The sequence below is a fragment of the Pedobacter sp. GW822-FHT03F06 genome (genome assembly GCF_058801365.1).
In genome coordinates this window covers 23,526-39,179 of record NZ_JBXANE010000010.1, presented here as the reverse complement: position 1 = coordinate 39,179, position 15,654 = coordinate 23,526, and the positions used below count along the sequence as shown (strand labels likewise).

Sequence of the window (15,654 nt, the reverse complement as noted above, 5' to 3'; positions counted from 1 at the left end):
TCATAATTAGTTATTAATTAAATCGAGTACTTGTTGCGTTGAGTTTTTGGTGTCAACTTTTTTGATGATATGGGTGATTTTTCCATCGCCATCTATAATGAAAGTGGTGCGTACCGTACCCATATATTTTTTGCCGTACATGTTTTTTTCCGCCCAAACACCATAGTCGTTTACAATTTTCTGATCGGTATCGGCAAGCAGGGTAAAAGGTAAGTTATGCTTGGTAACAAACTTCTGGTGCGATTTTTCATCATCAACACTAACGCCTAAAACCACAATGCCTTTTGCTTGTAAGCCCTGATAGTTATCCCTGAAATCGCAAGCTTCGGCGGTACAGCCTGGTGTATCATCTTTAGGGTAGAAATACAGAACAACCGTTTTGCCCTGATAATCGCTTAAAGAAACTTCAATGCCGTTTTGATCCTTTGATGTAATTGCCGGTGCCTGATCACCTTCTTTTAACGCTGCCATATGTATAATGATTGAATTTTGAATGTTATAATGATTGAATGCTTAATAGTGCATGCAATTTAAACAGTTTAACTTATTATACTGTTCAATTTATGTTAAAAGAAAACATTTCTTGGTCTAAATTGTGAAAAATTGATATTAATATGGTCATGAAATCCAATAATGCTATACATCTTGTCCCTATCTAAAAAATGTTACGGTGTATTTTCGGGTATTCTCTTTCATGTCTGCCACAACTAATTCCAATGTATGCTTTCCTGAAGCTGTTCTTTCATCAAAGCTGTGCCAAAGTGTAGCTGTTTTAGTGTCAAACTCCATTAATGCCCATTTGCCGTCGATAAAGCCATTAAAACTTTTTATCCCTGATAAATTATCACTGATCCTGAAAAATATTTTAGATAAACCGGCCATGTTTTTCCCTTCGGCAATATTTACAGGTACTATCCTTGGCGCAAGGGTATCAGTAGCAATATAAAAACTGCCGAAGTTTTTTGGCGTAGCCTTAACATAGCCATTCTCGAAAAACCCGCCCTGGGATGAACCGTTGCTGTTTACAATTAGGGCTTTGCTTCTTAAGTTTTCCGGAAGATTATCAGCCTTGATCGAGATATCGAAACCAATATGCAAGGGCGTGTACTTATTGTGAATCTGATGTACAGCCGACCATGCATTTCCCGTTGGTTTAGGCAACTTTTTATAAGTGAAATTTAAATCGCTGTACAATGTTCGCAGCGGGAAAACCACTTTAATATCATCGGTATTAAACTCATTTACCCTATTGTATGGATAAATTATACCAGCGGGAATAACCGGCGCTGCAATAGGCGCTGAACCAGCATTTACAGTAAAAGGCAGAACAGAAGAGTTACCTTTCGAATCGGTTATAATGTAGCGTAACTGATGCGAAGCACCATCGTTGAAATTAATTCTACCGCTATTGACTAAACTACTGTAAATTTTTAAAGGATTACCGGGTTCAACAAAACTTTTCTGAATACTTCTTTTGGTATTTAAATAAGTTGGGTAATCGATGTGCGAGTTGATGGCCTTACTGTCTTCAAACGCAAAGCGCTCGAGGGCAGAAGTATATATTTTCTTGCCGTCAACCTCCAGTTGGATCGAATATACCCCGTTGGTGCCCGATAAACCATTATGCCGATCGGTTACCACGATGCCGAAACCAACCTCACCAGTTAAGTTGATAGGGGCAGTGGTTTTATAATTGCCGTTTGCTCCACTAATGCCGATGGCTTGTTTAGGTGTATTTTCGTTAAAGGTTTTGCCATTTAAACGGTATACATACAAACCATGAATAACAGGCGGAATGTTATCGGGTATAATGATTCCGAAAAATTGCGGGTTTATGGTCTCTTCTGTTTTGGTATCTCTGATTTCGAAATGCAGATGCGGACCGCCAGAACTACCACGGTTACCAGACCAGGCAATAATCTCGCCTTTATGTACCGGAATTAATGTGGCATCGGGAAACTCATCAATCTCAAATGATTTTTTTTCGTATTCAAGGTTTTTAACAATGCTTGCAATCTTGGGCGCAAACCGTTGAAGGTGGCCGTATACGGTAGTGAAACCATTAGGATGATTGATATAAAGTGCCTGTCCGAAACCACTGTTCTGAACCCTTAACCTCGAAATATATCCATCTGCAACGGCATAAACAGGGTAGCCCTCGCGTTGATTGGTCCTGAAATCAATTCCGGAATGGAAGTGATTACCGCGGATTTCGCCAAAAGAGCCCGCAAGGGCAGGAGGATTAATATCCAAAGGTTGTCTGAAATCTGTAATCGGGTATTTATTCGTACTGTAAATCTGTTGCGCCTGAACAAAAGTTGAAGCAAATAAAAGGCAGATCGAAACTAAAAATTTTAACTTGTACTGGATCGGGTTTATAATCATTCGTTACTTTACATCAAAATTTAAAAGTTGCTTGCCTTCTAACCAGGCTTCCAGTTTATCGCCTTTATTTATTTTTCCGACACCTTGCGGTGTTCCGGTAAAAATTAAATCGCCTTTTTTTAAAGTAATATATTGAGAAACAAAGCTGATTATCTTCTCGAACGAGAATAACAAATCTTTAGTATGGCCTACCTGGCGGCTTTCGCCATTTATCTTCAACTCGAAATTTAGGTTGTAAAGATCCTCAAAATCACTTTTAGGATGAAAGGTGCTGATGGGGGCCGAGTTATCAAAAGCTTTGGCCAGTTCCCAGGGCAATCCTTTTTCTTTATGTTTGGCCTGGATATCACGGGCGGTAAAATCGATACCTAATCCCACTTCATCATAATAGTTAGCGGCAAATTTTTCTGCGATGTGTTTTCCTTCTTTACAGATTTTCAATACCACTTCTAATTCGTAATGTACATCATCAGAAAAATCGGGCAGGTAAAAAGGCTTATTGTCTTTTAAAACAGCTGTATCGGGTTTCAGAAAAATTACGGGTGTGGTTGGAACCGGATTGTTCAGTTCTTTTGCATGTTCGGCATAATTTCGGCCAATGGCGATGATCTTCATTCTTAAGAATATGAAATATGATAAAATAGACGGGAGTTAAATCCACATCAATCAAAAATAGAAAAGAAAATGGTGTTATAAAACTGAGATCCGTTTTACCTGGCTTTCGGAACCTGCAATAACCCTTAAAAAGTAAATACCAGGATTAATCCTGCTTGGAATAACGAAACTTTTGGTCTGTTCACCGGCATTTAAGCGTTCATTTGAAAGTGTTGCCACTTCATTTCCCAATAAATCGATGATTTTGATCGTAGTCTGCGTGCCATCTTTTCCGATAGATAAGATAATATTTAATTGATCTTCTACAGGATTTGGATATATTTTTACGATGGTTAACAATTTATCTTTTGCTACAACCGTTGTATTTTTTGGAGTTGTGGAGTAAGCATTGAACATTCCAGAGCCACTAACTGTCATATAAAGTGGTTTGTAAGGTGTAATGTTGGCTTTAATTTCAGGAATTCTGCTTACTTTTTTTGTTCTGTTTTTTAAGCTAATGCGAATACTATCAGCTTGTTGCGCCCAAGAATTTACGCCGCACAGTAAAACGATGCATAATGTGCATGCAAGTTTTGTGAGGAACGTTATCTTAGCGTAGAGTTTCATCAAATTGGTATAGCAAATGTATTAATTTAAAACAAAGAAATTAAACATTTTGTTTAAAACCCATAATTTAACACAATTTAACAATAAAATTTAAATTTCATAGTGTTAAAAATACACAATAATTTGGTTGTTAAATTGTTATAGTTAGTTTACTTTTGCCGCACTAAAATAATCAACGAAGTGTCAAATCATAAAAATGTCAACGCGTTAACCGCCGGCGGGGTTCTAATTAGTTTAGGAATTGTGTTCGGTGACATTGGTACATCCCCATTATATACCTTAAATGCAATTTTTACAACCATTTTAGGCGGTAAACAGGATATAAACCCCACAAATGTTCTTGGTGTATTATCCTGCATTATTTGGACGCTAACACTACAAACCACCATTAAATATGTTATTATTACCCTAAGGGCCGATAATAAAGGTGAGGGTGGTATTTTCTCTTTATTCTCGCTGGTACGGAAAAAAGCGAAGTGGCTGGTGGTTCCGGCTGTGGTAGGCGGTTGTGCATTACTGGCAGATGGAATTATTACCCCCAGTATTACCGTAACATCGGCAATTGAGGGACTTACCAATAAGTTTGAGGTACCAGTTATTCCAATTGTACTGACCATTTTAACCATCTTATTTATTATCCAGCAGTTTGGAACCAATTTAGTTGGAAAGCTTTTTGGGCCCGTAATGTTTGTTTGGTTTGCTGTTTTGGGTATATTGGGTATGTCTTTTATTATTAAAGATTTCACTATTCTAAAGGCATTTAACCCTTACTATGCTATTCATTTACTGGTTACCAATAAACTAGCGTTTTTAATTCTGGGCGGCGTGTTTTTATGTACAACAGGTGCTGAGGCCTTATATTCCGACTTAGGCCACTGCGGTAGAAATAACATCAGAATCAGTTGGATTTTTGTGAAATTAACGCTTATTCTAAACTATTTAGGGCAAGGCGTTTGGATTTTGCAGAACAGTGGAAGTTATGTTCCAGGTGCAAAAATGAATCCGTTTTTCCAGATCGTTCCAGATCAGTTTCAAATTCCGATGGTTATACTGGCCACCATGGCGGCAGTAATTGCCAGTCAGGCTTTAATCAGTGGTTCTTTTACCCTAATTGCTGAGGCGGTACGTTTAAACCTTTGGCCTAAAATTAAAATTGTTTACCCATCGGTTTCTAAAGGCCAGTTATATGTTCCCTCTATTAACTGGATGTTATGGATTGGTTGCTGTGGTATTGTACTGTTGTTCCAAAAGGCAGAAAAAATGGATGCGGCCTATGGCTTATCGATCACCATAGCCATGTTAATGACCACCATTCTGGTTAGCTTTTACTTGAGAAGCAGACGTTTTCCGAAATATTTAGTTGCGATATTCTTTTTTACCTATGTAATTATTGAAGGCACATTTTTGATCAGTAATTTAACCAAATTCTTGCATGGTGGTTGGGTAACCGTATTAATCGGTTCGTTATTGTTTACAGTGATGTGGAGTTGGTTTGTAGCCCGCAAAATCAAAAACCGCTTTGTTAAATATGTCGAAATTGAAGATTATTATGAGATTTTAACTGAACTGAGCGGAGATGAATCAGTTCCGAAATACTCGTCTCAGCTGGTTTATTTAACCAGTGCGAACTTTAAAACGGAGATCGAATCGAAAATTATTTATTCCATTATACAAAAGGAACCGAAACGTGCCGATGTGTACTGGTTAGTGCACGTTGATGTAATGGACGAGCCTTATACCTTAGATTATAAAGTTGAGTTCCTGATCCCAGGAAAACTAATCAGGATTGATTTTAGATTAGGTTTCAGGATTGAGCAACGTGTAAATTTACTTTACCGTAAAGTGGTTGAAGAGTTGGTGAAGAATGGAGAAATCGATATCACCAGTCAGTACACTTCATTAAACAAGCATAAAATTGCCGGCGATTTCAGGTTTGTTCTTTTAGAAAAACATTTATCTAAATTTACCAAGTTGAGTTTCTATGAAAGACAGATTATGGATTATTACTTTATCCTTAAAAAATTAAGCTTATCAGAAGAAAGGAGTTTTGGTCTGGATAGCAGTTATGTTGATGTAGAGAAAGTGCCGTTAATTTTCGTTACACCAGATGATATTGAATTGAACAGATTGCCGGTTTAATTGATGAGGACCGCGATTCTAATATTGGGAGTGAGTTTATTTATAGCCGGGCCTGTAGCTAAACTATACCATCTCGATCATGCCAATAATTATATGATTGCATCTGGATTGGGGCTCGTGATGATTACTGCACTAGCCTTTATAAAGAAGAAATAAACAATTCCTCTTTCTGTTAAAGAAAGGGGATTTTTTGTTTTATAGATGGAATTTGTCTTCATCCCACTTAGTGGGATTATTTATAATATAGTTCGAGATGTTATTGTATGCGCTTTCATCGCAAATAATGTGTTCATAGTAGTTCCTTTGCCATAGCTTTCCCATTGTTTTATCGTGTGATTTGAATAATTGCAGGCATGCATTAGAAACAATTGATTTATATGCGCCAACAATATCGGGAATTGTCGGGGCGCCCCTTGCGGTCGCCCTGTTTAATGTATCTTCTTCTTGGGCGACCGCAAGGGGCGCCCCGACAGTAATATCCGATAAAACGATTATGCCGTGCATATGATTCGGCATAATCTGAAAAACATCAAGTTCGAAATTAGAAAATCTATCCGATAAATTAATCCATTCGTTATAAGCGATGGCTCCGAATTCATTTAAGATCATTTCATTGCCTGAAACTTTTCCAAATCTGTGAAGCCTGTCTTCACAACAGATTGTGATAAAATAAGCTCCTGCTTTTGAATAATCATAATCCTTTAACCTGATCGATCGCCGATGATGTATTAAAGGATTATATTTCATAAAAAGGTATTTACAGCTTAATTATTCCTTCGCCCTTAAGTATTTACTTATTGTATTAGTGTAATTATCATCAAAACCTACAGCAGAAATTTCTTTATACTTTATCTTAGTCGGTTGATCATCTATATAACCTGCAGGATCGAAATTCAGAATTTTTAAACTTCTTTTTTTCACATTTACAACCTCTCCAATTTTGAAAAAGAATTTATCATAGTTTTCATTTTCTACTGAACAGCTTAGATTCGCCTCTTTTATAGAATTAAAAATAGTTTCCCAGGTTTCTAAGTTAATTTTGTGGGTGATTTTAATTTTATCTTTCTGTCCTTCATGCTCCATTATGAAATCGAAAAACTGATCATAGCTGTTGTGTCTGATCTTGGCAATAGAAGATATCGGAAAAACAGTAAATCCATTATATAGAAAGTCATCGTTCACTTTAAGGATTACGAAATCAAACGAATAATCTAGGATATAACCATGAGAAAGTCCATAAGATTTGTTGCCAACATCTCTCTTGATTTTGACATAGTTTTTTTCTGTACAGTGTTTCTCTATTTTTTCGAAAATGGTCATGCCTGCTGTTTCTAGAATAACTAAACCTCCTGATTTGCCAATTTACTATGCCTGTAACCATAGGCAAAATAAACCACAAGGCCCACTACCAGCCAGATGCCGAAACCGATCCAGTTCGAAATGCCCAGTTCGCACATCATGTACAAACAGCTGATCAGCCCTAAAACTGGAATTAATGATAAATTCTTTGTGATGCAATAGTAGGTTATGAGTACGCAGATGATCAGGAAAATCCACATTGGGATTTTGTGTTTAAACAAGCCCCAACCGCTTTCGTATTTCTTTTCTACAGGTACTTTAGAGGCTGAGATGAACTGCTCATAACGATCGGCTGGTAATGCACTTAAATAAGATTCTGCATCTACTTTTTCAGCCAGTACAATTTGCGGCGCAGCATTTTTAACAATTTCCTCCTTAACAATTTTCAGTTCATCGCCGCTTAAAGAAGTAACAAAAGTTACCGTTTGGATGGTTTTGGGCGAATTGAAAAAGAAAGCTTTCGTTTCTTTTCCATATTTTGTGAATGCAAAAATTATGGTCGCAATTAAAACAATCGGAACGATAAACTTACTGTTTACATAAGGTATCTTGAATTTTCCACGCTGTACATCGGGTCTGTTCTGTAATACTAAAACACCTGCGCAAACCAGTACGAACGCGAAAAGTGTTCCGATAGAACACAGATCGGTAACGATGGTAAGATTCATAAATAATGATGGTACAGCTACTACAAAGCCAACCACAATCGTTGCAAATGAAGGTGTTTTGTATTTCGGGTGAATTTTCGAAAAGGATTTTGGCAATAAGCCATCTCTGCTCATACTCATCCAGATACGGGGTTGACCCATTTGGAAAACCAAAAGTACACTGGCCATGGCAAATACTGCACTAACCGCAATAATGCCACTCATTAATTTTAAGTTGATCTGATCAAAAACGAATGCCAATGGATCGCCAACGGCTAAAGTATCTGATTTAACAATACCGGTTAAAACCAGCGCAATAGCCACATAAAGGATAGTACAGATAATAATTGCCCACATCATTCCGCGGGGTAAATCGCGCTGTGGATTTTTACATTCTTCGGCCGTTGTAGAAATGGCATCGAAACCAATATAGGCAAAAAATACTGCTGAAACTCCCTTTAAAACCCCAGCAACACCGTTCGGAGCAAATGGATCCCAGTTTTTAGTATCTACATAAAATATACCTACCGCTAGTACTAAAAGAATTACTGCAAGTTTAACCACTACCATCGCGTTGCTGGCATTGCGACTTTCTTTCATGCCGCGGTAGATTAACCAGGTAATTAAAATGATAATGCCCAGGGCAGGGATATCTGCAACCACGTGAAAATCACCTATTTTTGGAGCGGTGAGCCATGCATTATTCGCCAAAGCAGTAGCCGAATCTAAATCTGCGAGGTTTTTGCCTGCCGCCAAAAGCGCTTCAGCGTGTTTATGTCCGTTATAAGCACTGAGGTAATCCATCGTCATCCAATCGGGTACATGGATGCCGTCTATGCCAAGAGGAGGTATTTTGATGGTAGAGAGTAGCCCTGTAAAGTAATCAGACCAGGATATGGCTACCGTAATATTACCGATGGAATATTCCATAATGAGCGACCATCCGATAATCCAGGCCACCAATTCGCCGAAAGCTACATAAGAATAGGTGTAAGCACTACCCGAAACAGGTACCATTGAAGCAAACTCTGCATAAGCAAAGGCCGCAAAACTACAGGCTACTGCCGTAAAAATAAATAAAAAGATTACCGCCGGACCTCCATCTGCACTTGCCTTGCCAATCGTACTAAAAATTCCTGCTCCAATAATCGCTGCAATTCCAAAAGCTGTTAAATCGCGTACACCGAGTGTTTTATGTAATGTATTTTCGTGGTCGCCATAGCCTTTTGCCGCATCTTGTAATATCTTGGAAATGGATTTCTTTCTGAATAGCTTTTCGAACATCTTTAGTTTGCTTGTTTCTTCAAACTTATAAAAAGTTTGGTTAAAAACGTTTAAAGCAGGATATAATTTTCAATACACTACTTCTAGTGAGGCAAATGCCACCTAAAAGAGTGGCGATTATTAGATTAAAGTAAAAAACTGTAATTATTTGGCTTGAATAATCCTTTGTTTGATTCGCATAATTTTAGGGTAAGTGAAACAGTTAATTTTGCTGTCGATAATCAATCAGATAAATAAGCGTACTTAAATGTATGTTTGATTGGAATATTTATATTTCATTACAGTACCTATATGAATGCAGATACAGCACAGATAAAATACATCAAAGAACGTCATCAGGGTTTGGCTACTATACTGGCCTTTGCCTTAATTCCATTGTCGGGTTTTGCTACCGACATTTACATCCCTTCCTTACCAACAATGGCCGGCGAAATGCAGGTGAGCAATGTTCAGGTTCAACTAACACTCAGCATTTTTCTAATTAGCTATGGGGTTGCGCAACTTTTTATCGGTAGTGTGCTCGATAGTTTTGGCAGGTATAAAATCTGTTTATACGCCTTATTAATTTTCGCAGCGGCAAGTATCATCATTGCAACTACCCATAACATTTACCTTATTTATTTAATGCGCATTATCCATGGGCTTACTGTAGGTGCAATTGTAGTGGCCAAACGAGCATACTTTGTCGATCTCTTCGAAGGCGATCAGTTAAAACATTACCTGAGTTTGTTTTCCATCATCTGGTCTACCGGACCAATTGTAGCACCTTTTATTGGTGGCTACCTGCAAACCGTATTTGGCTGGGAATCTAATTTCTATTTTTTGGCCGGTTTTGCACTTGTTTTTGCAGTGCTGGAGTTATTGTTCAGTGGCGAAACATTAAAGTATTTTACCGATTTTCAACTGAAAAAGATAACAGGTATTTATATCGAAATGATTAAAACAACGAGCTTTACTTTGGGTATCATGATGTTGGGATTAGCCTATTGTATGGTGATGGTTTACAACATGACAGGGCCATTTATCATCGAGCACCATTTTAAATTTTCTCCGGTTATTGCTGGTTATAGCTCCCTGTTTTTAGGCTTTGCGTGGATGGTAGGAGGCTTTATCGGCAAGGCCACCATCAACAGGCCGTTCTTTAAAAGATTAATGATCAACTCGCTGTTTCAGGTAGCATTTGTAGTCCTGATGATTATAAGCTTAAATTTTGTTTCTAATCTCTGGTCGTTAATTTTCTTTGCCTTTTTAATCCATGTAGGAGCAGGCTTCACCTTTAATAATTATTTCACTTTCTGCCTGAGCAAATTCCCCAAAAATGCAGGAATTGCAGGTGGCTTAACAGGAGGGATTACTTATGTGATTGTTTCTTTTTTGAGTTATGGCATTGTAAACCTGATCCCTGCTAAAGATGAACGTAACCTAAGCTACAGCTATCTGATCATGATCTTAATATCGGTTTTGGTGATGTTTATTATTCTCAGGCTTCGAAAAAAAGATGAAGTGTAATTTTATTATTTGATTCGGCCTTGTTCATCAGTTACGCTTGTTTTTCGCGCTCTGATACCCTTAATACTGCTGCTACCAAAAATGTAATTTAAACTAAGTCTGTAAACCCTGCTTTCTTGTTTTTGGCTAAGGTTGTAATCTAGCCCAGAAAGGGCGCTGCTTATTCTTGCTTTTCTGGTATTGAAAACATCATTGGCCGCAAGTTTAATGTTGATTTTTTTAGCAAGGAATGATTTTTTGATTCCAAAATCTACTCCATAGTAGGGCTTAATGGCATAAGTGCCATAAATCTGAGAAGAGGCATATTCTCCGGAAAGCGCTGCTGCAGTTGATGGGCTCAGGGTGAAATTGTGACTGCTGTTAACTGTGAAATTTACTTTCTTTCTATCGTATATACCCTCACCTAAATTTGAGGTTTTAATCTGATTATAAGTACTGGTAAGCGTATTGTCCATGCTCCAGAATTTAGTAATGGTGGTAGGGTAGCCGATTGTTAGATCGTAGGCATATTGTTTATCGAGGTTTTGTACCGTTTGGTACAGTGTTTTCTTCTCGTTATCTGGCAACAGAACATCAATAATAAGGTTATTGGTGATGCTATACCCAAAGGAAATATTTAATGTTTTTTTATAATTATAGGCGAGTTGAAAGGCATTGGTATACTGTGGGTTAAGAAAAGGATTCCCCTGACTAAACGTGTATAAATCAACAAAATAAATAAATGGATTAAGTGATTTATAATTGGGACGATCTATTCTTCTGCTGTATGAAAAACCGATCTCGTTGTTCGGGAATAAAGTTTGATTGATGTTAAAACTTGGGAAAAAATCAAAGTAACTGCGCTTTACAATCTTGTTATCGTTAATTGAATTGCCTTTTGAGTTGGTTTGTTCCGTTCGTAAACCAATTTCAATACTGGTCGATTTAAATTCGTGCTTTATTGTAGCATAAGCAGCATTGATGTTTTCATTGTAAACAAAACGGTTACTTCTGCCCGCATCATTTTTCCAATCTGTTCCAATTAGGTTTTCGAACCGGAAATCATTATCTGTACTTATCCAGCTGCTTTTTAACCCTAAATCTAATTTTGTGGTAGCGTATAAAGGCAATGTATAATCAATTTTTGCAGCCTTGATTTTAATAAAAGATGGGGTGGCATTTCGAAAGATGGCAGGCGATTTATAGTTCAAGCCATTTTGATCGAAAAAGGAATTTTGATAAATGGTATTTTCCTCACTGTGGTATTTGGCATAATCTAAATCGATAGAAAGTTCCTGACCTAAAGTATCCATCACACTTTTGTAATTGAGGTTGTAAGCTTGATTGCGATATTTATTCTTTGCTGGATTATCCGCAACAATAGAAGAATCAACCTTTGTAAAACTTTGCCCAATAGCGGTAACACCATTGGATAGATCGTGGCCATTATTAAAATAACCTGTAGTTAAGAAACCAAGAGTGTTCTCATTGTTAATAAAATAATCAATCCCAGCTTTATAATTGTTGTTATATGAAGATCTTATTTGTGTATTGTATTGATGGAAATATGTGTCTTGATCCAGATCACTTACCACTCTTAAAATGTCGAGGTTTTCAGTGGCTTTATTGTTGTTGTTAGCGAAGTTCCCGAACACATTCAGGCTCTTGTTTCGATGGTTAATAGATATCCCTGCATCACTTTTTGCATTCTTGCCATATCCAAAACCTAAATCAATGTTTCCATTGGTGCCGTAATTGACGTTCTTTTTTAGCTTGATATTGAGCAGGCCTGCGTTTCCTTCAGCATCGTATTTGGAAGAAGGGTTGGTAATCAGTTCTATCGCTTTTATCTCGTTACTGTTTAATGATTTTAATCTGGTAGCCAATTGTTCAGCCGATAAATAGGTCGATTTTCCATCAATTAACACATTGACACCAGACCTGCCTCTGATACTGATTATCCCATCCTGATTAACTGATACGCCTGGCATTTTAGCAAGAACTTCGAGCGCAGTATTTCCGGTTGCAACAATGCTGTTTTCTACATTCATTACCGTTTTATCGTTATGGCGTTCTATTAAGGGCTTGCGGCCAGCAATAACAACACTTTCCAGTTCATTTATATCTGGTTGTAGTTTAAAATTTAAATTGATATTGGCTTTGTTTGGCTTCAGTTCTATCGTTTCTAAAAGGGTTTTATAACCAAGTGATTTAACTTCAACTGTAAACTTACCTGATGGGAGATTATCCAATGTAAAATTTCCTTGTTCGTTAGTTATCACGGTTTTGATAAAGGAAGAATCTATTGTACTTTTAAATTTGAGCGTAGCCGAAATTATTGTGTTGTTTTTATCTATAACTATTCCAGTGATATGGTTTTTTACCGTTTGTGCATAAAGCAGATTGGCACAAAATAAAGTAAGTATCATGAAGAATGGAGCGAATGGTTTCATTGTTAACTAGGGGGCTGATGATTAGTTTTTCCTTTATCTGATTAGGAATTAAAACGAAACTAAATCATTAGGTGCATTAACCAGTGGTTTTTAACAATGTTTAACCCAATTAACATTTTTTTGCATAAGGTGGTTTAATGGTCTATTGCATGTGTTCATTTGTATTACCTAAAATTTAGAAGCTTGTTATAATGATGTTTCTTTTAGCTAATTCTCCTTCGGGCTGCCATGCTTAGCGGAGTCGAAGCGTCTTTTACAATATCTGCATTTTTGTGTTCCTTGGAAAAAACTAACGTCTTAGCGGGACACTAAGACCAGATAAGGTTTTTTGAGAGCAGTGTCTGCATTTCACAGGAGGGTTCTGTCCTGCTGTACGTTACAATCCTTTTTGGGATTTTTGGTAAGAACAATGCATCCAGTAACCCAAAAGGGATTTTCACTTCCATCAGGTCTATTCAGTTGGGGTACTGTAAATAAAAGATTGGTTTTGATTGCCGAAAAACATGTTAGTACGTTGAGATTCTGAATTCTTGTTTAGTTTCTGTGCCTTCTGTGTTTCCGTGGCAAAAAATGCTTAGCGAGATGCTAAATCCAGCTGATAATTCTCCCTTGGGTTGTCACGCTGGGTTGAGTCGAAGAGCCTTTACAACACCCATCCGTGATAAAAGAACTAAACTTCGGTCTTAGCGAGACGCTAAGACCAGATAAGGGAATTAAACTCAAGTCTTTGCGGGACGCTAGGACCAGGTAATAGACGCTAAAACCAGAACGAGTATTAATCTGTGTCCATCCTTTTTATCTGTGGTTCATAAAAACAAAAAAGTCGTGGCGAAATGCCACGACCCGTATGATGTAAAACGAGGGGGGAAAACCTTTCAGCCCTCCACCTTCAAACCTTCCACCTTTCCTTATCCCAGTTTCTCCAGTTCTGCTTTCACAAAACTGGCCAGTTCTTTTACATATTCTGCACTGAAATCAAATTTAATCCCGGCAGTTTCATATATTTCGTTCATTGGCTTCGTATAACCTAATGAAAGCGCAGCCAAATATTGTTCTAAAGCTTTTTCAGGATTTTCTTTATAATTTTTCCAAACCGCAATGGCACCTAACTGGGCAATTGCATACTCAATATAGTAAAACGGAACTTCGAATAAATGCAGTTGTTTTTGCCAGCCATTTCCGAATTGTTGTTCTAAATCTGTCCAATCGGCAAAACCAGCACCAAAACGGTTAAAAATCTGCTTAAAGGTTTCTTCACGGTCAGCTGCACTATGGTTCGGGTTAGTGTAAATCCAGTGTTGAAACTGATCAATTACCGCAACCCATGGCAATGTTTTTAACACATCGGCCAGCTGTTCTTTTTTAGCACGGTTTAAATCTTCTTCGTTGTCGAAATAAACATCCCAATTATCCATTGAGATCAATTCCATACTCATCGATGCCAGCTCGGCAACTTCAGAAGGGCAATGTTTAAAATCGTTTAGTTCTAAATCTGCGGTTAAAAAAGTATGAATCGCATGACCGCCTTCGTGAACCATTGTAGTTAAATCGCGCAACGAGTTTGCCGAATTCATGAAGATAAACGGTGCCCCGGTTTCAGCCAGTGGATAATTGTAACCACCTGGTGCTTTACCCTTTCTGCTCTCTACGTCAAAAAGATTATTGGCCTTCATGGTTGCCAATTTTGAGCCTAACTTTTCATCAATGGCATTAAAGCAGGCAATACTTTTATCAATCAGCTCTTCGCCATTGTTAAAAGGTTTTAAAGCTGGTTTGCCACTAATGCTCACTTCTAAATCCCAGGGTTTTAATACTTCTAGTCCTAAAGCTTCTCGGCGTTTTTCAGCCTGTTCTTTTAAAATCGGAACAATCTCTTTCTCAATGGCATTGGCAAAATCGTAACAGTCTTGTGGGGTATAATCAAAACGGCCCAAAGCCTGAAACATATAATCGCGATAGTTCTCAAAACCTGCATTTAAGGCCACCTGATTGCGCAGTTTAATCAATTCATCAAACAAAATGTTTAAATCATCTTTATCAATTAAGCGGCGTTGCTGGATCGTTTTCCATGCATTTTCTCGCACTTCGCGGTTTAAATCTTTAATAAAGATCGAGGCTTGCTCTAAAGTATATTCCTGGCCGTTTAGCTCAACGCTCATGGCGCCTGTAGTGCTTTGGTATTTTTGCTGCTTCACCTGTAACTCGGTAAACAGTTCAATATTTTCGTCTCGGTAAAGTTCTAGTGCTTTTTTAACGGCGCGACTGTAAACGAAATATTTTTCTTTGTCCAAATCATCCATAAAAGGGCTTTCGACAAATTTTTTGTTCAATTCGTTGGCTAAGGGCGAAATTTTTGGCTCTATTTCAGTTGCGAAATATTGGAAATTTTTAACCAATTCTTCATTTGCGGTATCGCAACTCATTTTAATATATCTCCAGGCAAAATCTTCTTCTAAAGCAGCTTCAAGCTCCGAACGGTCTTTTAACCAATGTTCTAACTCAGCGGTGCTGGTTATTTTGCGGTTTTGCAGTTCGGTAAAAAGTGGTTCTAAATTCTCCCAGGTAATGTTTAGTTCCTGTGGGATATATGTTCTGGGTTTCTTAGTTATAATCATGTTTTTATAATTATTGAATGCAAGAAGGATTTAATTGGCGAATGATGGAATTAGTGAATATTA

General features: G+C 37.6%; 11 protein-coding genes. 2 read left to right on the top strand and 9 right to left on the bottom strand.

Translation table 11 applies throughout. The features are described 5' to 3' along the window. Positions 1–6: 6 nt before the first annotated feature. The 4 genes from bcp to AC1RJ8_RS17540 all read right to left on the bottom strand — a co-directional run bounded on the left by bcp (position 7) and on the right by AC1RJ8_RS17540 (position 3,606). Positions 7–471, bottom strand: a complete 465-nt coding sequence (bcp, locus tag AC1RJ8_RS17555; RefSeq protein WP_029274070.1) for a thioredoxin-dependent thiol peroxidase — start codon at positions 469–471, stop codon at positions 7–9. Positions 472–651: 180 nt separating this feature from the next. Next, entirely contained in the window at positions 652–2,385 is a 1,734-nt protein-coding gene (locus AC1RJ8_RS17550; RefSeq protein WP_492954898.1) for a M23 family metallopeptidase, read from the bottom strand. A 3-nt stretch (positions 2,386–2,388) separates the two neighbouring features. Beyond that, positions 2,389–3,000: a fumarylacetoacetate hydrolase family protein gene (locus AC1RJ8_RS17545; protein WP_492954899.1), complete on the bottom strand. Its 612-nt coding sequence runs from the start codon at positions 2,998–3,000 to the stop codon at positions 2,389–2,391. Between the two features lie 75 nt (positions 3,001–3,075). Further along, positions 3,076–3,606, bottom strand: a complete 531-nt coding sequence (locus AC1RJ8_RS17540; RefSeq protein ID WP_492954900.1) for a T9SS type A sorting domain-containing protein — start codon at positions 3,604–3,606, stop codon at positions 3,076–3,078. A 180-nt stretch (positions 3,607–3,786) separates the two neighbouring features. Between AC1RJ8_RS17540 and AC1RJ8_RS17535 the strand changes: the two genes are divergently transcribed. Beyond that, positions 3,787–5,745, top strand: coding sequence for a KUP/HAK/KT family potassium transporter (locus AC1RJ8_RS17535; protein ID WP_492954901.1), 1,959 nt, complete (start codon positions 3,787–3,789; stop codon positions 5,743–5,745). A 195-nt stretch (positions 5,746–5,940) separates the two neighbouring features. Here the strand turns inward: AC1RJ8_RS17535 and AC1RJ8_RS17530 are convergent, their stop codons facing one another. Genes AC1RJ8_RS17530 through AC1RJ8_RS17520 form a run of 3 tightly spaced genes read right to left on the bottom strand, consistent with a single transcriptional unit; the run spans position 5,941 to position 9,035 of the window. Further along, positions 5,941–6,492 (bottom strand): transposase, encoded by a 552-nt coding sequence (locus AC1RJ8_RS17530; protein ID WP_492954902.1) that lies wholly within the window; start codon positions 6,490–6,492, stop codon positions 5,941–5,943. Positions 6,493–6,513: 21 nt separating this feature from the next. After that, positions 6,514–7,065 carry a hypothetical protein gene (locus AC1RJ8_RS17525; RefSeq protein ID WP_492954903.1) on the bottom strand — a complete coding sequence of 184 codons (552 nt, stop codon included), beginning with the start codon at positions 7,063–7,065 and terminating at the stop codon, positions 6,514–6,516. Between the two features lie 20 nt (positions 7,066–7,085). After that, positions 7,086–9,035 (bottom strand): amino acid permease, encoded by a 1,950-nt coding sequence (locus AC1RJ8_RS17520; protein ID WP_492954904.1) that lies wholly within the window; start codon positions 9,033–9,035, stop codon positions 7,086–7,088. 270 nt (positions 9,036–9,305) lie between these two features. Here AC1RJ8_RS17520 and AC1RJ8_RS17515 point away from each other — a divergent pair, with 270 nt between their 5' ends. Continuing rightward, complete coding sequence (locus AC1RJ8_RS17515; protein WP_492954919.1) at positions 9,306–10,544, top strand: MFS transporter; 1,239 nt, start codon at positions 9,306–9,308, stop codon at positions 10,542–10,544. Between the two features lie 5 nt (positions 10,545–10,549). Here AC1RJ8_RS17515 and AC1RJ8_RS17510 read toward each other — a convergent pair whose 3' ends face one another. Both AC1RJ8_RS17510 and AC1RJ8_RS17505 read right to left on the bottom strand, forming a co-directional pair. Further along, a complete protein-coding gene (locus AC1RJ8_RS17510; protein ID WP_492954905.1) occupies positions 10,550–12,976 on the bottom strand; it encodes a TonB-dependent receptor in 2,427 nt (808 codons plus the stop codon). 908 nt (positions 12,977–13,884) lie between these two features. Then, positions 13,885–15,591: a M3 family oligoendopeptidase gene (locus tag AC1RJ8_RS17505; protein ID WP_492954906.1), complete on the bottom strand. Its 1,707-nt coding sequence runs from the start codon at positions 15,589–15,591 to the stop codon at positions 13,885–13,887. Between the last annotated feature and the right edge of the window lie 63 nt (positions 15,592–15,654).

Excerpts from the sequence above, each read along its gene's own strand:
- AC1RJ8_RS17545 (WP_492954899.1), bottom strand. The coding sequence starts at position 3,000 with ATGAAGATCATCGCCATTGGCCGAAATTATGCCGAACATGCAAAAGAA.
- AC1RJ8_RS17510 (WP_492954905.1), bottom strand. The coding sequence starts at position 12,976 with ATGAAACCATTCGCTCCATTCTTCATGATACTTACTTTATTTTGTGCC.
- AC1RJ8_RS17525 (WP_492954903.1), bottom strand. The coding sequence starts at position 7,065 with ATGACCATTTTCGAAAAAATAGAGAAACACTGTACAGAAAAAAACTAT.
- AC1RJ8_RS17530 (WP_492954902.1), bottom strand. The coding sequence starts at position 6,492 with ATGAAATATAATCCTTTAATACATCATCGGCGATCGATCAGGTTAAAG.
- AC1RJ8_RS17520 (WP_492954904.1), bottom strand. The coding sequence starts at position 9,035 with ATGTTCGAAAAGCTATTCAGAAAGAAATCCATTTCCAAGATATTACAA.
- AC1RJ8_RS17550 (WP_492954898.1), bottom strand. The coding sequence starts at position 2,385 with ATGATTATAAACCCGATCCAGTACAAGTTAAAATTTTTAGTTTCGATC.
- bcp (WP_029274070.1), bottom strand. The coding sequence starts at position 471 with ATGGCAGCGTTAAAAGAAGGTGATCAGGCACCGGCAATTACATCAAAG.
- AC1RJ8_RS17540 (WP_492954900.1), bottom strand. The coding sequence starts at position 3,606 with ATGAAACTCTACGCTAAGATAACGTTCCTCACAAAACTTGCATGCACA.
- AC1RJ8_RS17505 (WP_492954906.1), bottom strand. The coding sequence starts at position 15,591 with ATGATTATAACTAAGAAACCCAGAACATATATCCCACAGGAACTAAAC.